The 18,202-nt window shown below is 63.6% G+C and carries 18 protein-coding genes; 13 read left to right on the forward strand and 5 right to left on the reverse strand.

Annotated elements, in window-relative coordinates; all coding sequences use genetic code 11:
- Window positions 1-61 precede the first annotated feature (61 nt).
- Both LC060_RS05155 and katG read right to left on the reverse strand, forming a co-directional pair.
- Window positions 62-883: a hypothetical protein gene (locus LC060_RS05155; protein WP_226633291.1), complete on the reverse strand. Its 822-nt coding sequence runs from the start codon at window positions 881-883 to the stop codon at window positions 62-64.
- 273 nt (window positions 884-1,156) lie between these two features.
- Window positions 1,157-3,412 (reverse strand): catalase/peroxidase HPI, encoded by a 2,256-nt coding sequence (gene katG, locus LC060_RS05160; protein ID WP_413465089.1) that lies wholly within the window; start codon window positions 3,410-3,412, stop codon window positions 1,157-1,159.
- Window positions 3,413-3,794: 382 nt separating this feature from the next.
- Here katG and putP point away from each other — a divergent pair, with 382 nt between their 5' ends.
- Window positions 3,795-5,267 (forward strand): sodium/proline symporter PutP, encoded by a 1,473-nt coding sequence (gene putP / locus LC060_RS05165; protein ID WP_319005401.1) that lies wholly within the window; start codon window positions 3,795-3,797, stop codon window positions 5,265-5,267.
- Window positions 5,268-5,353: 86 nt separating this feature from the next.
- Here putP and LC060_RS05170 read toward each other — a convergent pair whose 3' ends face one another.
- Genes LC060_RS05170 through LC060_RS05180 form a run of 3 tightly spaced genes read right to left on the reverse strand, consistent with a single transcriptional unit; the run spans window position 5,354 to window position 8,126 of the window.
- A complete protein-coding gene (locus LC060_RS05170; RefSeq protein ID WP_226633295.1) occupies window positions 5,354-5,989 on the reverse strand; it encodes a TadE/TadG family type IV pilus assembly protein in 636 nt (211 codons plus the stop codon).
- On the reverse strand, window positions 5,986-6,615 hold the full coding sequence (locus tag LC060_RS05175) for a TadE/TadG family type IV pilus assembly protein (protein ID WP_226633296.1): 630 nt from the start codon (window positions 6,613-6,615) through the stop codon (window positions 5,986-5,988). The genes LC060_RS05170 and LC060_RS05175 overlap by 4 nt, the downstream gene beginning before the upstream one ends.
- Window positions 6,612-8,126, reverse strand: coding sequence for a TadE/TadG family type IV pilus assembly protein (locus LC060_RS05180; RefSeq protein ID WP_226633299.1), 1,515 nt, complete (start codon window positions 8,124-8,126; stop codon window positions 6,612-6,614). The genes LC060_RS05175 and LC060_RS05180 overlap by 4 nt, the downstream gene beginning before the upstream one ends.
- A gap of 712 nt (window positions 8,127-8,838) precedes the next feature.
- Here LC060_RS05180 and rpsL point away from each other — a divergent pair.
- The 12 genes from rpsL (at window position 8,839) to rpsC (ending at window position 18,183) form a co-directional block, all read left to right on the forward strand.
- The gene (gene rpsL, locus LC060_RS05185) at window positions 8,839-9,210 is read left to right on the forward strand and encodes a 30S ribosomal protein S12 (protein ID WP_007682177.1); all 372 of its coding nucleotides are present in this window, start codon (window positions 8,839-8,841) and stop codon (window positions 9,208-9,210) included.
- Between the two features lie 94 nt (window positions 9,211-9,304).
- Window positions 9,305-9,775, forward strand: a complete 471-nt coding sequence (gene rpsG / locus LC060_RS05190) for a 30S ribosomal protein S7 (RefSeq protein ID WP_039388094.1) — start codon at window positions 9,305-9,307, stop codon at window positions 9,773-9,775.
- Window positions 9,776-9,903: 128 nt separating this feature from the next.
- Window positions 9,904-11,997 carry an elongation factor G gene (gene fusA / locus LC060_RS05195; protein ID WP_226633301.1) on the forward strand — a complete coding sequence of 698 codons (2,094 nt, stop codon included), beginning with the start codon at window positions 9,904-9,906 and terminating at the stop codon, window positions 11,995-11,997.
- 94 nt (window positions 11,998-12,091) lie between these two features.
- Entirely contained in the window at window positions 12,092-13,282 is a 1,191-nt protein-coding gene (tuf, locus tag LC060_RS05200) for an elongation factor Tu (RefSeq protein ID WP_226633303.1), read from the forward strand.
- A gap of 336 nt (window positions 13,283-13,618) precedes the next feature.
- Window positions 13,619-13,930 (forward strand): 30S ribosomal protein S10, encoded by a 312-nt coding sequence (gene rpsJ, locus LC060_RS05205; protein WP_007011873.1) that lies wholly within the window; start codon window positions 13,619-13,621, stop codon window positions 13,928-13,930.
- Window positions 13,931-14,288: 358 nt separating this feature from the next.
- A complete protein-coding gene (rplC, locus tag LC060_RS05210) occupies window positions 14,289-15,044 on the forward strand; it encodes a 50S ribosomal protein L3 (protein WP_039388091.1) in 756 nt (251 codons plus the stop codon).
- Window positions 15,045-15,047: 3 nt separating this feature from the next.
- Window positions 15,048-15,674, forward strand: coding sequence for a 50S ribosomal protein L4 (gene rplD / locus LC060_RS05215; protein WP_039388090.1), 627 nt, complete (start codon window positions 15,048-15,050; stop codon window positions 15,672-15,674).
- Entirely contained in the window at window positions 15,667-15,981 is a 315-nt protein-coding gene (locus tag LC060_RS05220; protein WP_039388089.1) for a 50S ribosomal protein L23, read from the forward strand. Before rplD ends, LC060_RS05220 begins: the two co-directional genes overlap by 8 nt.
- A 4-nt stretch (window positions 15,982-15,985) precedes the next feature.
- Window positions 15,986-16,822 (forward strand): 50S ribosomal protein L2, encoded by an 837-nt coding sequence (gene rplB, locus LC060_RS05225; RefSeq protein WP_226633305.1) that lies wholly within the window; start codon window positions 15,986-15,988, stop codon window positions 16,820-16,822.
- 6 nt (window positions 16,823-16,828) lie between these two features.
- On the forward strand, window positions 16,829-17,107 hold the full coding sequence (gene rpsS / locus LC060_RS05230) for a 30S ribosomal protein S19 (RefSeq protein ID WP_226633307.1): 279 nt from the start codon (window positions 16,829-16,831) through the stop codon (window positions 17,105-17,107).
- Complete coding sequence (gene rplV / locus LC060_RS05235) at window positions 17,107-17,484, forward strand: 50S ribosomal protein L22 (RefSeq protein WP_213501118.1); 378 nt, start codon at window positions 17,107-17,109, stop codon at window positions 17,482-17,484. The genes rpsS and rplV overlap by 1 nt, the downstream gene beginning before the upstream one ends.
- Before the next feature lie 3 nt (window positions 17,485-17,487).
- The gene (gene rpsC, locus LC060_RS05240; RefSeq protein ID WP_148627594.1) at window positions 17,488-18,183 is read left to right on the forward strand and encodes a 30S ribosomal protein S3; all 696 of its coding nucleotides are present in this window, start codon (window positions 17,488-17,490) and stop codon (window positions 18,181-18,183) included.
- Window positions 18,184-18,202: the final 19 nt, after the last annotated feature.

Here is an 18,202-nt window from a genome sequence, read left to right on the forward strand (position 1 = left end):
TTGTGATTGGTATTTTATCTGACGCAACTTGTCACTTTTCGCTCTCGCGGTGGAGGATCGGCTAGTGCGCGGCGCGGAAGTTGCCGAACAGCAACTGGGCGTTGTTGCGCGTGCGGGTGGGGGCGCTGATGAAGAAGTAGCGCGGAAGCTGGCCTGTGAAGGCGCGGGTGTCGGCAATCTTCTGATCGTCGAGATAGACCCGTAGCATCTCGCCCTCGACCGCGATGGAGACGTGCATGACTTGGTTGGCGTAGTGGCGCAGGTCGAGGCGCTCGGCGTGGTAGTAGTCGGTTGCGCTGCTGGAGACGTTGCTGCTGCCCGTGTAGTTCACGTGGACCGACGCGATGGCGCCGTGGTTGTGGGCGTCCATGATGTAATCGGCAACGCTGTTGTCCCGCGCGAAGCCGAAATAGAATCCCGAAGCATCGCGCGCAGTGTCCGCCGCTGTGAGCACGTCGAATTCGACCGTGAAGCTTTCGGGCAGGGCCTTGCTCTCGTTCAGCTTGTAGGTGGCGAAGGGCTGGAGCTTGAGCCAGTTGCCTGCGATCCCGCCGACCGAGACGACGGCGCCCGAGCCGTTGGTCTTCCAGGCATCGGGCATCGTGCCGAGCGGTGCATCTGCAAAGTCGGTGGCGACGATGGTCCGGCTGCCAGGGGTGAAGGCGAAGCCTTCGTTGATCTGCAGGCTTTGGCTGCCTGCGGCACTGTCCTGCACGTCCGATGTGTTGCCGCCGGTGCCGCGCACTTGCCGCTCGACTTCCTGCTCGACCTGGTTCTTGATCGCGCCGAAGACGTCTCCGAACTGTGCGGAGGCCGGGGCCGTTGTCAGCAGCAGGGAGCTGGCAAGACCGGCAAGGAGAAGCGGGCGGGCAAGATAGCGCATTGAAAAGTTTCCCGAACAGCCTGGAAGATTACGGTGGCGCGTCGTAGTTGCGAGGCCCCTACTGTTCAAGGTGTTCGTGAAGCGTGACGTGGCGTTGCCCGATGCATGCATAGGAACGCGACCCCCGCATTTGCGAGAAAGCATTCGTTTGCACCTTGTGCGCCATCGTGGGGCATTTTTTTCTATTCAGGCCTGAGCCTGAGTGGACGGGCGCTGCATCTGCTCGGTGCAAAAGGGGGGCGGCGGGCGTATCTGCCCGCCGCCCAAACGGGATCAGTAGCGGTCCGCGTTCATCACCTTGGTCCAGGCCGCGACGAAGTCGGACACGAACAGGTCCTGAGCGTCTGCCGAAGCATAGACTTCCGACACCGCGCGCAGCTCCGAGTTCGAACCGTAGATCAGATCGACCGGGGTCGCGGTCCACCTGGCCTCGCCGCTCGCGCGGTCCTTGCCCTCATAGAGGCCGGGGGTGGCCGACTTCGACCAGACGGTGTCCATCGTCAGCAGGTTGACGAAGAAGTCGTTGGTAAGCTGGCCGGGACGGCTGGTGAAGACCCCCGCCGTGGACCCGCCTGCGTTGGCGCCGAGCGCGCGCATGCCGCCGACAAGAACGGTCATTTCGGGAACGGTCAGGCCGAGCATGTCGGACTTGTCGACCATGGCATCGGCCGGCGCGTAGTTGGCACCTTCGCTGTAATAGTTGCGGAAGGCATCGGCCTTGGGCTCCAGATAGGCGAAGGACGCCGCGTCGGTCATGTCCTGCGTGGCATCGACACGGCCGGGCGCGAAGGGCACCTTGACCGGGTGTCCGGCGTCGCTGGCGGCCTTTTCGATCGCGGCCGCACCGCCCAGAACGATGAGGTCGGCCATCGAAATCGGCGAGCCTGCATCGGCCGCGCTTGCGCGGATCTTCTCCAACTGGCCCAGAACCATCTTCAGTTCGGCCGGGTCGTTGACCGCCCAGGAGGTCTGCGGATCGAGCCGCAGGCGCGCGCCATTCGCGCCGCCGCGCATGTCGGTGCCCCGGTACGTCGCGGCCGAGGCCCAGGCGGTGCGCACGAGCTGCGGTACGGTGAGCCCTGAGGACAGGATCGTCGACTTGAGCGCATCGGCCTGCGCGTCGCTGAGCGGGGCGAAGCTGGGCTCGGGCAGCGGGTCCTGCCACACGAAGGTTTCACCCGGCACATCGGCGCCCAGGTAGCGGGCCTCGGGGCCGAGGTCACGGTGGGTCAGCTTGAACCAGGCGCGCGCGAAGGCCTTGGCGAAGAGGCTCGGGTCCTGCTGCCAGCGTTCGAGTACCGCACGAAAACCCGGATCGCGCTTGAGGGCGATGTCGGTGGTGAACATGATCGGCGCGTGGAACTTGCCCTCGACATGGGCGTCGGGGACGAGGCTGGCGGCGGCCGGGTCGGTCGGGATCCACTGCGTGGCACCGGCCGGGCTCTTGGTCGTCTTCCACTCGAAGTTGAGGAGGTTGTCGATGTACTGGGTGGTGAACCGGGTGGGGGCGGCTGACCAGGCGCCTTCAAGTCCGGAGGTCAGCGTGTCCTCGGCGTTGCCCTTGCCGCAGGAGTTCTTCCAGCCAAGGCCTTGGCTCTCGACACCCGCCGCGGTGGGCTCGTCACCCAGGCAGTCCTCTGGCTTGTGCGCGCCGTGCGCCTTGCCGAAGGTGTGGCCGCCTGCGATGAGCGCAAGCGTCTCCTCGTCGTCCATCGCCATCTGGCCGAAGGCGACGCGGATGGCCTGCGCGGCCGAAACCGGGTCGTGGTTGCCGCCGGGTCCTTCCGGGTTGACGTAGATGAGGCCCATCGTGGTCGCTGCGAGAGACTTCTGCAGCTTGCCGTCCTTGGTGTAGCGCTCGGAGCCCATCATCTCGGTTTCCGGGCCCCAGTAGACGAGGTCGGGCTGCCAGGCATCGACGCGGCCACCGGCAAAGCCAAGCGTCTTGAAGCCCATGTCTTCCAGGGCCACCGTGCCCGAGAGCACCATGAGGTCACCCCAGGAGAGCTTGCGCCCGTACTTCTGCTTGATCGGCCAGACGAGGCGGCGGGCCTTGTCGAGGCTGACATTGTCGGGCCAGGAGTTCAGCGGATCGAAGCGCTGCTCGCCGCCGTCCGAGCCGCCCCGGCCATCGCCGACGCGGTAGGTTCCGGCCGAGTGCCAGGCCATGCGGATGAAGAACGGGCCGTAGTGTCCGTAGTCGGCCGGCCACCAGGGCTGGGAGGTGGTGAGGACCTTGCGGATGTCCTCCTTGACCGCGGCCAGGTCGAGGCTGGCGAATTCGGCGGCGTAGTCGAAGTCGGCGCCGTAGGGGTTGGACATCGCCTCGTGCTGGCGCAACTGGGCGAGGTCGAGCCGCTGGGGCCACCAGTCCTCGTTGGTCATGCCGTGGATCTTGGCACGAACCGAGGTGTCCTCTTCCATCACGGTTTCGTTCTCGACTGCGGCCAATGCGCCTTGCGGGGCCAGAAGGGTGAGCGCACTGCCCAGAAGGGCGGCGCGAAGGGTCATCTTTGTGTTCTTGGGCATGGAGCCTCTCCACCTGTTGCGACGAACGCGGCGCTGGTGTCAGCGCGCTGGAGGAAGGGTAGGCCCGTGCGCGGGCGGGCCCAAACGGGGAGGCCAGATAAGTGTGATCGATTGTGCCGATCAAATTGGAAAAGTTTCAGCAATATTGCGATTGGTTCGCGTTCGCGCCTGCGCCAAGTTCCGAGTGGAAAATAGAAAATTCACAAGGAGCGCGATGAAACGCATTGTATGTGCGGCCTAAGGATATGTCGCGGGTAGGGCCGATCCGGCAAGCATCGTCGTCTGCCACGATGCGATCCTGTCAATTTCGGGCTTTCTCCCGTGCACGCCTTGGGTTTTGCGACTCGGGTGGCTATGTCCTCGGCCTATGCAGACAGGAACCTTGATATCGTTAACCCTCTACTTTGTCCTGATGCTCGGCATCGGTCTCTATGCTTGGAAGAAGTCCACCGAGGACTCTGAAGGCTATCTGCTGGGCGGGCGCAACCTGCACCCAGCCGTCGCGGCGCTCTCCGCCGGGGCCTCGGACATGTCGGGCTGGCTCCTTATGGGCCTGCCGGGCGCACTTTACGCTTCAGGGCTGGTCGAAGCCTGGATCGGCATTGGCCTTTTCCTCGGCGCACTGGTCAACTGGGTAGTGGTGGCTCCGCGCCTGCGCGAGCAGACGGTCTCCTACGGCAACGCGCTGACCATCCCCGAATTCCTCGCCAATCGCTTCCCCGACAAGGCGACGCTGCTGCGCGTGGTGTCGGCGGTCATCATCGTCGTGTTCTTCACCGTCTATACCGCGGCCGGACTCGTCGGCGGCGGCAAGCTCTTCGTCACCAGCTTTGCCGGGCTTTTCGGCGATGTCGGCATGAGTGACTACATGTTCGGGATCTGGATGACCGCGGGCGTGGTGCTGGCCTACACGATGATCGGCGGCTTCCTGGCCGTTTCGCTCACCGATTTCTGCCAGGGCTGCATCATGGTCGTCGCGCTGATCCTGATGCCGATCGTGGTGCTCTGGGGCGGGCAGGGCGATGGCTTTGCGCAGATGGAAGTGACGCTGACCGAAATCGACCCCAACTTCCTTAGCCTTACCCATGGCCTGACCTTCATTGGCTGGCTTTCGGCGGTGACCTGGGGCCTTGGCTACTTCGGGCAGCCGCACATCATCGTGCGTTTCATGGCCGTGCGCAGTGTCGAGGACGTCAAGGTTGCGCGCAACATCGGCATGGGCTGGATGCTGGTCTCGCTGATCGGCGCGCTCGGCGTGGGCCTTGCGGGCCGTGCCTACATGCAGCGCAACGGTATTCCACTCGATGATCCCGAAACGATCTTCATCGCGCTTGCGCACCTGCTCTTCCACCCGCTCATCACCGGCTTCCTGCTTGCCGCGCTCCTTGCCGCGATCATGAGCACGATCTCCTCGCAGCTGCTGGTCTCGTCCAGCTCGCTGGCCGAGGACTTCTACCGCCTCTTCCTGCGCAAGGACGCCTCCGAGCGCGAGATCGTGAACGTCGGGCGCGTGGCGGTCCTGATCGTCTCGCTGGCGGCCATCGCCATCGCGGGAGATCCCGAGAGCGAGGTGCTCCAGCTCGTCTCGAACGCCTGGGCCGGCTTTGGTGCGGCATTCGGGCCGATGATCCTGCTTGCGCTGACCTGGCGCGGTATGTCGGGTGCGGGCGCTGTCTCGGGCCTCATCGTGGGCGCGCTGGTCGTGATCGTCTGGATCGCCATGGAATGGAACGCGAGCTTCCTGGGCGGACCCGGCGTCTATGAAATCATTCCGGGTGTCATCGCGTCCACGCTCGCCATCTTCGCTGTCAGCAAGATGACGTCCAGCAAGGAAGCGGCCGCAGCCATGGCGTGATCGCCCGCTAGACAAGAGCCTGAACAGACAAAAGGGGCGTCCCGGCATCGGGGCGCCCCTTTTTCATGCGAAGCCTCGATGAGGCGTCAGTCGCAGCGGGCGACGGTCAGGCCTTGTGCGTTGCTCAGCTCCTGGTTCTGCCGCCCGCGCACGTTGAAGGCGCTTTCGTACCGGATCGTGCCGGTATCGAACAAGGCGGCGACGATCAGCGGCTGGTAGGTGTAGCTGGCTTCCACGAACATGATCGCCGTGTTCGAGGAAGCGGCAATGCGGTGCCCGTTACGGCCCATGCCTTGTGACAGCGCATCGTTGGTGCGGCCCGTGCCCTGGGTGCCATAGGCGGGATCGAAGTCGCCCTCGCCCCAGCAGCGTTGCCAGCGGATCATCTGGCCGGCATTGCGTCCGCTGCGGCCGTTGGTCTCCAGCGAGGAGAGGACGATGCGGCCATTCGCCTCGAAATCGATGCTCTCGCCGATGGAAGCGGCTCCGGCGAAGACCTCCTGGACGTTGGCCTCGTCGATCCCGCCCATGACGCGCCCGGCGTTGTCGGCCACGCTCATCGCGATCTCGCTCACGCGCAGCTGCGCGCGGGCGTAGTTGGCGAGTTCGAGGCCGGTACACAGGACCATCAGGAAGAGCGGCGCAATGAGGGCGAATTCGATGATCGCGACGCCGCTCTCATCGGCTTCGAGTTCCTGCAGGCGGGGCGGGAGGGGGCTCATCGGCGCCGCTCCCCGCACAGGACCGGTGGTACGGCCTGGGCGCTGTAGGGCTGGTTTCGGAAGGCGCTCTTGGCGGTGAGGGAAACCGCCGCGTCGCCGCCTGTGAAAAGATGGACGGGAAGCAGGCGGTCGACCTCGATCGTGGCTTCGTAGAACGCGATGTCGTTCGCGCCGCCGATGCCGCCGCGCCCGGCATCGAGGTCGTATTCACCGTTCCCGTTGCTGTCGAGCCAGCAGTCGCCGTCGTAGTAATCGAAGCGGCCGTTGCCGTTGACGTCGGTCATCAGCTTCTCGGCATTCCCGATGCCGCTGAACTCGTAGTAGTTCTTAATCGTGATCTGCGGATTGGCATTGGGGGCAATGCTGGCGAGCTGCTGGCGGATCTGTGCGGCCACGCGCTCCTCGGTCGTGTCCCCCTCGGTCATGAACTCGGGCTCTTCAACCGAGGCGCGCCGCGCTGCGTCCGAGAGCGTGCCCTGTAGGACCGAGAGCACGTAGGACTGGTAGCCCAGATCAAAGGCGCCCGTCAGGAGCACCATGAGCGGGCCGATGAGAAGTCCGAACTCGACGGCGGTGACGCCGCTGCGATCCCGCCTCAGGCGGCGCAGGAGGGGAGGCAGTCTCATCGCGTGAGCCTCAGGTTGCCGATGCCGCGGCCGATGTCCTCGAAGATCTGTTCGAGGTCAGAGCCGTCGCTGGTGTAGAACTGCGAGGAACTGGTGGCGCACGATTCGATGTCGCCGGTGTCGGTCACGTCGAGCGCAATGACCCAGATCGTGATGCCCATCGACTTGGCTACCGTGCAGGCCGAATCGAAGCGGCTGATATGGCGGTTGCGCATCGCGCCAGAACCCTGGACGCGCTGCTGGAAGCGTTGCAGGCCATAGGCGCTGTAGAGGTCATTCGAGCCATCGGCCTTGTCGGTGTCGAGGCGGCCATCGGTCATGAAGACGATGTGCTGGCGTACCGGCACGTCATCGCGCTCGGTCGGGTTGTCGCTGGAGAAGAAGCCCGTGCGCGAGATGAAGCGGGCACCCCAGAGCATGCCGATGTCGTGATAGGTGCCGCCCGTGACGCGGGCCGTCGCGTCGTTGATGGCGGTCTGGAAGCTGCTTTCGGAACTGTATTCGCGCAACGTCGTCGCCTCGGAGGGGCAGCCCGACTGGGTCTCGGCTTCCTGTACGGCGGGGTCGTAGCGTCCGAACTGGAGTTCGGGCTCATTGCCCGCGTTGCCCGCACGGGTGTCGATGTCGGCGCGCGAGACGCTTGTCTCGATCTCGAAAGGATCGAGCGTGTTGCCGATCGACGGGCGCTCCTCGATACAGCCGTCGCCGCTGGTCCGGAAGTTCTGCGTGTTGCCGCCCGTGTTGCCGCCACCGCGCCCGATGTTCCAGGAGGATTCGTTGATGTCGACCCATTTCGTGACCGCGCGATTGTAGCAGTTGTAGCCGTAATAATTGCACACGCGCTCGACGTGGACGTAGGGCTGGTCCTTGAGGATATCCTTGTTCATCAGCGAACGCCCGACATTCACCGTGTGCGAATAGGGCATGATGCCAAAGCGCGTGACCGAGCCGTTATCTTCATCGAGCGCACGGTAAAGGCCCATGGCGCCCGAGCGCAGGCGCCGGATCTTAGTCGAGCCGCCCGAGCTGGGTGCATCGTTCATCGAGCCGGTGACGTCGAGCACGAGCATGACGTCGTTGTGGCCCATGTCGCGCTTGGCGTTGCAGTCGACGGTGACCTCGGTCTGGCTGTAGCCAAAAATGCGCATGAGCGACATCGGCACGGTTGCCTGCGCTGTCCCCAGAATCTCGTTGCTATCGTCCGGGTTCGGGTTCGCCTCGAAGGCAACCGCGCGCGTCCCCAGCAAGCCCTCTTCGAAGTTGAAATCGAAGAAACGGTCAGCTTCGTCCTCGGCCGTGCGGTTCCAGCGCGAGCCTTCCATGATCTGGCGTCCCGCGAGCACCCCGGCATCGCATGCGTTCTGCAGCTTGCCGCGGACCAGATAGGCCACGCTCATGTCAAGCCCGCCTCCGATGATCGCGATCAGGGGCAGAAGCGCGGCCGCCACCATCAGAATGGTGTTGCCGTCGCGCTCGGCGATAAGGCGTTTGAGGAACGGCGGCATTGCCATGCTTCGGGACTCCGGCTTCACTAGTGACGCGTGGTTAATTCTCCATTTGTAAAGAATTCGATAAATTACAGATTAAGCGAAATAATTGGTGATGAACGCAGGTTTGGCCGGGTCGCTGTCGCCAGTTGCCGTCACGCTGTCAGAAGGTATGTCATCTGGCTCACGCCGTGATGGTCCGGGCTGTTTCGTACGGGGGCGGGGAGGGCGTGTAGACTGCGCCTCCCTTGCAGGCCATGCGTGTTTTCGGCGCGCCTTGGCCCATGCCGACCTTGACCGAACCGCCGCTTTTGCGTAAGGGCGCCCATCTCCTCCGGACACGGTTCGGGGGAACAGCATAGAGCTGAACACTGCACGTGTGTGGTTTTTGGTGGGTTTCCAGCCTCTTGATGGTGGAAGCCGGGATCCTTCCGGATTGCCTTATGGTCCGATTCGGTCCGCAAGCCGCCATGAAGCCCGCGAGCAGAGTAATCCGGTGCCAACTGGGCCGGGTGGAGTGTTTTTCGGCTCGCGCTGGATGCGGCGAAGCGCGCAGGTGTCTCGGTTCAGAGGCTGGCGCGCAATTTGCCGATATTCCGCGCGACGCGCTTACACTCTTCCTTTCCAGCCTTGCATCGGCCCTGAGACCCGGGGTGCGAAGGGTCCGTCCCGTGGCCCGGTTTGCGCCACGGTGCGGGCCGGATCCATCGCACTCCCATTTGAAAGAAGAGTATAGATGCCCACTATCAACCAGCTGATCCGCAAGGGTCGCGAGCCGCAGAAGGCCAAGTCCAAGGTCCCGGCCATGGAGCAGAACCCGCAGAAGCGTGGCGTCTGCACCCGCGTGTACACCACGACCCCGAAGAAGCCGAACTCGGCACTTCGCAAGGTCGCCAAGGTGCGTCTCACCAACAGCCGTGAAGTCATTTCGTACATCCCGGGCGAAGGCCACAACCTGCAGGAGCACTCGGTTGTGCTCATCCGCGGCGGCCGTGTGCGCGACCTTCCCGGTGTGCGTTACCACATCCTGCGCGGCGTGCTCGACACGCAGGGCGTCAAGGACCGCAAGCAGTCGCGCTCGAAGTACGGCGCCAAGCGTCCCAAGTGATCCGGCAGCGGTGCGTATCGCGCATCGCTCCATGACATTTCACGGTCGGTGGTGCGCTTCGGCGCCCGACCGCAAGAACAAGGAATTCAAAACGATGTCACGTCGTCGTCGTCCCGAGAAGCGGGAAATCCTGCCGGATCCGAAGTTTGGTGATCTGGTCCTGTCGAAGTTCATGAACAACCTCATGTACGACGGCAAGAAGTCGGCTGCCGAGCGTATCGTATATGGCGCGCTCGACACCATGGAAACCCGCGCCAAGGCCGATCCGGTCCAGCTGTTCCACGATGCCCTGAACAACGTGAAGCCGCAGATCGAGGTCCGCAGCCGCCGCGTCGGTGGTGCGACCTACCAGGTCCCCGTCGAAGTGCGTCCCGAGCGCGCCCAGGCCCTGGCCATCCGTTGGCTCATCTCGGCCGCCCGCGGCCGTCCCGAGACCACCATGTCGGCACGCCTTTCGGGTGAGCTCATGGATGCGGCGAACAACCGCGGCAACGCCGTGAAGAAGCGCGAAGACACGCACCGCATGGCGGACGCGAACCGCGCCTTCTCGCACTACCGCTGGTAAGACGCTTCGTGACGCGCCTTGGCACCGTTTCGGCGGCGTCATGGGCGCGTCACACTTTCAATTCAGGAGGCACGGGTTTATTTGGGCCCGCATCCGCCTCCAAACCCTCCTGCTAAGGAACCTGCACCATGGCACGTAGCCATCCGATCGAACGCTACCGCAATATCGGTATCATGGCGCACATCGACGCCGGCAAGACCACCACGACCGAGCGTATCCTCTACTACACCGGCAAGTCCTACAAGATCGGCGAAGTGCACGACGGCGCCGCCACCATGGACTGGATGGAGCAGGAGCAGGAACGCGGCATCACCATTACCTCGGCTGCCACCACCACCATGTGGAAGGCGGAAGACGGCGAAGGTGAAGAGCACCGCATCAACATCATCGACACCCCGGGCCACGTCGACTTCACCATTGAAGTTGAGCGTTCGCTGCGCGTCCTCGACGGCGCGGTCGCCGTGTTCGACGGCGTTGCCGGCGTTGAGCCGCAGTCGGAAACCGTGTGGCGTCAGGCTGACAAGTACGGCGTTCCGCGCATGTGCTTCGTGAACAAGCTCGACCGCACCGGCGCCGACTTCTACTACTGCGTCCAGTCGATCATCGACCGCCTCGGCGCGACCCCGCTGGTCCTGACCCTGCCGATCGGCGCCGAAGCCGACCTGTCGGGCGTCGTCGACCTCGTCAAGATGCGCGGCATCGTGTGGGAAAACGACGGCCTTGGCGCGTCGTTCAAGTACACCGACATCCCCGCGGACCTGGCCGACAAGGCTGCCGAATACCGCGAGAAGCTCCTTGAGACCGCCGTCGAGCAGGACGACGATGTCATGGAAGCTTACCTCGAAGGCACCGAGCCCGATGTCGACACGCTCAAGAAGCTGATCCGCAAGGGTACGCTCGAGCGCGCCTTCGTGCCCGTGCTGTGCGGCTCGGCGTTCAAGAACAAGGGCGTGCAGCCCCTGCTCGACGCCGTTGTCGACTACATGCCGAGCCCGATCGACGTTCCCGCGATCAAGGGCGTCCTGCCCGACAGCGAGGAAGAGCAGACCCGTCCCTCGAGCGACGATGCTCCGTTCTCGGCGCTGGCGTTCAAGATCATGAACGACCCGTTCGTCGGCTCGCTCACCTTCTGCCGTATCTATTCCGGCATGCTCACCAAGGGTTCGTACCTGAACTCGGTGAAGGACAAGAAGGAAAAGATCGGCCGCATGCTGCTCATGCACTCGAACAACCGTGAAGACATCGATCAGGCTTACGCCGGCGATATCGTCGCTGTTGCGGGTCTGAAGGAGACCACGACCGGTGACACGCTGTGCGCCGAGAAGGCTCCGATCATCCTCGAGCGCATGGAATTCCCCGAGCCCGTCATCGAGCTGTCGGTGGAGCCCAAGACCAAGGCCGACCAGGAAAAGATGGGCCTCGCCCTGTCGCGCCTGGCTGCCGAGGATCCCAGCTTCCGCGTCTCGACCGACCACGAATCGGGCCAGACCATCATCAAGGGCATGGGCGAGCTTCACCTCGACATCATCGTCGATCGCATGAAGCGCGAGTTCAAGGTCGAGGCCAACGTCGGCGCGCCGCAGGTGGCGTACCGCGAATACCTCGGCAAGCCCGTCGAGCTGGTCTACACCCACAAGAAGCAGTCGGGTGGTTCGGGTCAGTTCGCAGAAGTGAAGGTCAAGCTCACCCCGGGTGAGCGTGGTGCCGGCATCAACTTCGTCGACTCGGTGAAGGGCGGTAACATTCCGCGCGAATACATCCCGTCGGTCGAGAAGGGCATGCGCGAGACCGCCGAGACCGGCGCGCTCATCGGCTTCCCGATCGTCGACTTCGACATCGAGCTGATCGACGGTAAGTACCACGACGTCGACTCGTCGGCCCTGGCCTTCGAAATCGCCGGCCGTGGCTGCATGCGCGAAGCCGCGCAGAAGTCGGGCATCAAGATCCTCGAGCCGATCATGAAGGTCGAGGTTGTGACCCCGGAAGAGTTCATGGGCGACGTTATCGGCGACATGAACAGCCGCCGTGGTCAGATCCAGGGCACCGACAGCCGTGGTAACGCGCAGGTTGTCGAGGCCCACGTGCCGCTCGCCAACATGTTCGGCTACGTGAACCAGCTGCGTTCGTTCACCCAGGGACGCGCTCAGTACTCGATGATCTTCAGCCACTACGACGAGGTTCCGGCCAACGTCGCGGCAGAAGTGAAGGAGAAGCTTGCTTAAGAGCAAGAATGGTTCTAGGGGCGGCGCCTGCGATTCTGTGGGAGCCGCCTCGAATTCCCCAGATTCAAGTTCATTGTGAAAGAAGGTTTGTAAGATGGCCAAGGCAAAATTCGAGCGGAACAAGCCGCACTGCAACATCGGCACCATCGGTCACGTCGACCATGGCAAGACCACCCTCACCGCGGCGATCACCAAGGTTCTGGCAGAAGCCGGCTTCGGTGAAGCCGTCGACTTCGCCAACATCGACAAGGCTCCCGAAGAGCGCGAGCGCGGCATCACCATCTCGACCGCGCACGTCGAGTACGAGACCGCCAACCGTCACTACGCGCACGTCGATTGCCCGGGTCACGCTGACTACGTCAAGAACATGATCACCGGTGCGGCTCAGATGGACGGCGCCATCCTCGTGGTGAACGCTGCTGACGGCCCGATGCCCCAGACCCGTGAGCACATCCTGCTCGCCCGTCAGGTTGGCGTTCCGGCTCTCGTCGTGTTCCTCAACAAGGTTGACCAGGTCGACGACGAAGAGCTCCTCGAGCTCGTCGAAATGGAAGTCCGTGAGCTTCTCTCCTCGTACGACTTCCCGGGTGACGATATTCCCATCGTCAAGGGTTCGGCTCTGGCCGCTCTCGAAGGCCGTGACGACGAAATCGGCAAGGACAAGATCCTTGAGCTCATGGCTGCCGTCGACGAGTTCATCCCGCAGCCCCCGCGTCCGACCGACCAGAACTTCCTGATGCCCGTCGAAGACGTGTTCTCGATCTCGGGTCGTGGTACGGTTGTCACCGGCCGCGTTGAAACCGGCATCATCAAGGTTGGCGAAGAAGTCGAGATCGTCGGCATCCGCGACACCCAGAAGACCACCGTCACCGGCGTGGAAATGTTCCGCAAGCTGCTCGACCAGGGCGAAGCTGGCGACAACATCGGCGCCCTGATCCGTGGCCTGAAGCGCGACGAAGTCGAGCGTGGCCAGGTTCTCGCCAAGCCGGGCACCGTGACCCCGCACACCGAGTTCTCGGCTGAGGTCTACGTGCTCTCGAAGGACGAAGGTGGCCGTCACACCCCGTTCTTCGCGAACTACCGTCCGCAGTTCTACTTCCGCACCACCGACGTCACCGGCGAAGTGATCCTTCCCGAGGGCACCGAAATGGTGATGCCGGGCGACAACGTGACCATCTCGGTCAAGCTGATCGCGCCGATCGCCATGGACGAAGGTCTGCGCTTCGCAATCCGCGAAGGCGGCCGCACCGTCGGCTCGGGCGTTGTTGCCAAGATCACTGCCTAATCCGCAGGTCTTTGACGACTAACGTGATTGGCCCGGTCCTGCGCAAGCAGGGCCGGGCCTTCGCGTTTGCGGGGCTGTGGCTGCGAGTCGCGGGCAGCTCTTGAGGCTTCGTGAGTGGATGGCCGGGCCGCCCAGGTGCGCCTGGTGTGATCGCTTCGCAGCGGGGCTTGCCCGTGATAGAATCGTGCGCCGCCATGGCCTTGTTGGATATGGGCCGGGCAGGGCGCAGAAAATCGCAAATCAGGGCTTGCTAGAGCGCGCATCAGCGTGTAGTTGCGCGGCTCGAATTTAACAGGGCTTCGCGCCCTTTGGCTCTTTCTCATCGGTAGCAGGTACATGGAAGCTCAGAACATCCGCATTCGCCTCAAGGCGTTTGACCACCGCGTGCTCGACCAGGCGACTGGCGAAATCGCTGACACGGCCCGCCGCACCGGCGCGCTCATTCGGGGCCCCATTCCGCTGCCGACGAAGATCGAGAAGTTCACCGTGAACCGCGGTCCGCACATCGACAAGAAGTCGCGTGAGCAGTTCGAAGTCCGCACGTACAAGCGCCTGCTTGACATCGTGCAGCCGAACGCTGCCACCGTCGACGCTCTGATGAAGCTGGACCTCGCGGCCGGCGTGAACGTCGAGATCAAGCTGGCCTGATCCAGCTCGGGGTCGCCTCAGGTGACCCCGTCCGTCTTTCTGATCGGACGCTAAACGATCGGGCGAAATTCGGGCCTTCGGGTTCAGATAACCTTGTCGATCCACCGAGATCGGCTTTGCGCGGCAAGACGCGCAGAGACAGAGCCTCCAGCGCCTTCGGCCCGAGAGGACACAAGGGATACCTCTGGCTTCCTCCTTCGGGATGAAGCTGGGAATGCGTCCCCCGTCTCGTTTCCGCCGGGCCATTCGGGCCTTGAGCAGGGAACATTCCAGCCCGGACGGGGCATGCATCACATCATTGGGCTGGACACGCCTGTTCGGGATGGGCCCGGGCAGGCCTCTGTTGAGGAGACAGATCATGCGTACTGGCGTGATCGCCAAGAAAGTCGGGATGACCCGCCTTTTCCAGGAGGACGGCCGGCATGTGCCCGTGACCGTTCTGGCGCTGGAAGATTGCCAGGTGGTTTCGGTCCGCACCAACGATCGTGACGGCTACGTCGCGGTTCAGCTCGGTGCCGGCGAAGCCAAGCAGAAGAACGTTGCCAAGCCGCAGCGCGAGCACTTCGCCAAGGCGGAAGTTTCGCTCAAGATGCGCGTTGCCGAGTTCCGCGTCGCCGACGACGCGCTGCTCGAAGTCGGCTCGACCATCGCGGCCTCGCACTTCGTGCCCGGCCAGCTCGTCGACGTTGCCGGCCACACCCAGGGCAAGGGCTTTGCAGGCGCCATGAAGCGTTGGGGCTTCGGCGGTCTGCGCGCCACCCACGGTGTGTCGCTCTCGCACCGTTCGCACGGTTCGACGGGTAACCGTCAGGATCCGGGCAAGGTGTTCAAGAACAAGAAGATGGCCGGCCACATGGGCGACCGTCAGCGCACCCAGCAGAACCTCGAGATCGTCCGTGTGGACGACGAGCGCGGCCTGATCTTCGTCAAGGGCTCGGTCCCGGGCGCGAAGAATGCCTGGCTCACCGTTTCGGACGCCGTCAAGGTCGCCCGTCACGCCGAGGCTCCGTACCCCGCCGGCCTCAAGACGGCCGCCAACAGCAACGATTCGGCTGCTGACACCCCCGCGGAAGATACCGCGGCTGTCGAAGCGACCGAAGGCCAGGAGGGCTAAGTCGTGAAGGTTCAGGTCCTCAATATCGACGGTTCCGCCGGTAACGGCGACATCGAGCTGTCGGATGACGTGTTCGGCCTCGAGCCGCGCGCGGACATCCTGCACCGTGTCGTTACCTGGCAGATGGAAAACCGCCGCGGCATCGCCCGCGCCACCCGCGAACGTTCGGACGTTGCGCGCACCGGCAAGAAGTGGGGTCGCCAGAAGGGCGGCGGCACGGCTCGTCACGGTGACCGTGCAGCTCCCGTGTTCATCGGCGGTGGTAAGGCCCATGGTGCCCGTCGCCGTGAGTTCGGCCAGTCGCTGAACAAGAAGCTGCGCGCGCTGGGTCTCAAGATGGCGCTCTCCTCGAAGGCCAAGGCCGGTCTCGTCATCGTCGACACGCTCGACGTTGCCGACGCCAAGACCAAGGTCCTCGCCGGTCAGCTCGCCAAGGCGAACTTCGGCAAGAAGGTGCTCGTGATCGACGGTGAAGCCGTCAACGACAACTTCGCCAAGGCCGCTCGCAACCTCATCGGCGTGAACGTTCTCCCCGCCCAGGGCGCGAACGTCTACGACATCCTGAAGCACGACACGCTGGTGCTCACCCGCGCCGCTGTCGAAAAGCTGGAGGCGCGCTTCAATGGCTAAGACCGCTGCAGAAATCCGTCACTACGACGTGATCCTTGCACCGCACATCACCGAAAAGGCGACGCTTCTCTCCGAGAACAACGCGGTCGTCTTCAAGGTGGCCGGCGATGCGACCAAGCCCGAGATCAAGGCTGCCGTCGAGGCGCTGTTTGACCGCAAGGTCAAGAGCGTCAACACGCTGGTGACCAAGGGCAAGACCAAGCGCTGGCGCGGTAAGGACTACCGCCGCAGCGACGTGAAGAAGGCGATTGTCACGCTGGCCGAAGGTCAGCAGCCGATTGACATCACCGAAGGCGTACAGGGCTGATCCGATGGCACTCAAGCATTACAACCCGACCAGCCCCGCCCGCCGCGGCCTGGTCCTCGTCGACAAGTCGGCGCTGTGGAAGGGCAAGCCTGTCAAGGCTCTGACCGAAGGCAAGCGCAAGACCGGTGGCCGCAACAACAAGGGTCATGTCACGTCGCGTGGCATCGCCGGTGGTCACAAGCAGAAGTACCGTTACATCGACTTCAAGCGTCGCAAGTGGGACGTTGAAGGCACTGTCGAGCGGATCGAATACGATCCCAACCGCACCGCCTTCATCGCGCTCGTGAACTACGCCGATGGCGAACAGGCCTACATCATCGCTCCGCAGCGCCTTGCTGCTGGCGACAAGGTCATCGCCGCCGAGAAGTGCGACACGAAGCCGGGCAATGCCATGCTCCTGTCGCAGATGCCGGTCGGCACGATCTGCCACAACGTCGAGATGAAGCCGGGCAAGGGTGGCCAGATCGCCCGTTCGGCCGGTGCCTACGTCCAGGTCGTCGGTCGTGACCGCGGCCTGGTCATCGTGCGCCTCAACTCGGGCGAGCAGCGCTACCTGCGTGGCGACTGCATGGGCACGGTCGGTGCGGTGTCGAACCCCGACAACCAGAACCAGACCCTCGCCAAGGCAGGCCGCAAGCGCTGGATGGGCCGTCGCCCGCTGACGCGTGGTGTTGCCAAGAACCCGGTCGACCACCCGCACGGTGGTGGTGAAGGCCGCACCTCGGGTGGCCGTCATCCGGTTACTCCGTGGGGCAAGCCGACCAAGGGTGCCCGCACTCGCAACAACAAGCAGACGGACAAGATGATCATCCGTTCGCGCCACGCCAAGAAGAAGAGGTAAGACACGATGGCACGTTCCGTCTGGAAAGGCCCCTTCGTCGACCTGTACCTTCTCAAGAAGGCCGAGGTCGCGCAGGATGCCGGCAACCGCGCTGCTCCGATCAAGACCTGGTCGCGTCGCAGCACCATCCTTCCGCAGTTCGTTGGTCTGACGTTCAACGTCTACAACGGGCACAAGTTCATCCCGGTCTCGGTCAACGAGGACATGGTCGGCCACAAGTTCGGTGAATTCGCGCCCACGCGCTCGTTCCCGGGCCACGCTGCCGACAAGAAGGGCAAGCGCTAATGAGCAAGCAGGCAGCACCCCGCCGCGTCGGCGAAAAGGAAGCCCTGTCGGTCGGCACCACGATCCGTGGTTCGGCGCAGAAGCTCAATCTCGTCGCCGCCCTGATCCGTGGCAAGAAGGCTGAGGAAGCGATGAACATCCTCGCTTTCTCGAAGAAGGCCATGGCCGTGGACGCCCGCAAGGTTCTCGCTTCGGCGATCGCCAACGCGGAGAACAACCACAACCTCGACGTCGACGCTCTCGTCGTCGCCGAGGCGTCGGTCGGCAAGTCGATCACCATGAAGCGCTTCCACACCCGTGGTCGTGGCAAGAGCACCCGGATCCTCAAGCCGTTCTCACGTCTGCGGATCGTCGTTCGCGAAGTCGAGGAGGCCTGATCCATGGGTCATAAGAGCAATCCGATCGGTCTGCGTCTGCAGATCAACCGTACCTGGGACAGCCGCTGGTTTGCGGAAGGCCGGGACTACGGCAAGCTGCTTGAGGAAGACCTCAAGATCCGCAAGTTCATCCTTGAGAACGCGCCCCAGGCTGCGATCTCGAAGGTGGTCATCGAGCGTCCGGCCAAGCTGTGCCGCATCTCGATTTACGCGGCTCGTCCCGGTGTGATCATCGGCAAGAAGGGCGCGGACATCGAGAAGCTGCGCAAGAAGCTCTCGATCATGACCTCGAGCGAAGTGAAGCTGAACATCGTTGAAATCCGCAAGCCGGAAGTCGACGCCAAGCTGATCGCTCAGGGCATTGCGGACCAGCTGATCCGCCGCGTTGCCTTCCGTCGTGCGATGAAGCGCGCGATGCAGTCGGCCATGCGTCTGGGTGCCGAAGGCATCAAGATCATGTGCGGTGGCCGTCTGGGCGGCGCCGAAATCGCTCGCGTCGAGCAGTACCGCGAAGGTCGCGTGCCGCTTCACACCCTGCGTGCGAATATCGACTATGCCGAAGCCGAGGCGCTGACCGCCTACGGTATCATCGGCATCAAGGTCTGGGTCTTCAAGGGTGAGATCCTGGGCCACGACCCGACGGCGCAGGACCGGCTGATGATGGAGGCTCAGACCTCCGGCGTCCGCCCGGCGCGCTGAGGCTTAGGATAGAGTAAGC

Source organism: Novosphingobium profundi (assembly GCF_020524485.1).
Classification (GTDB): domain Bacteria; phylum Pseudomonadota; class Alphaproteobacteria; order Sphingomonadales; family Sphingomonadaceae; genus Novosphingobium; species Novosphingobium profundi_A.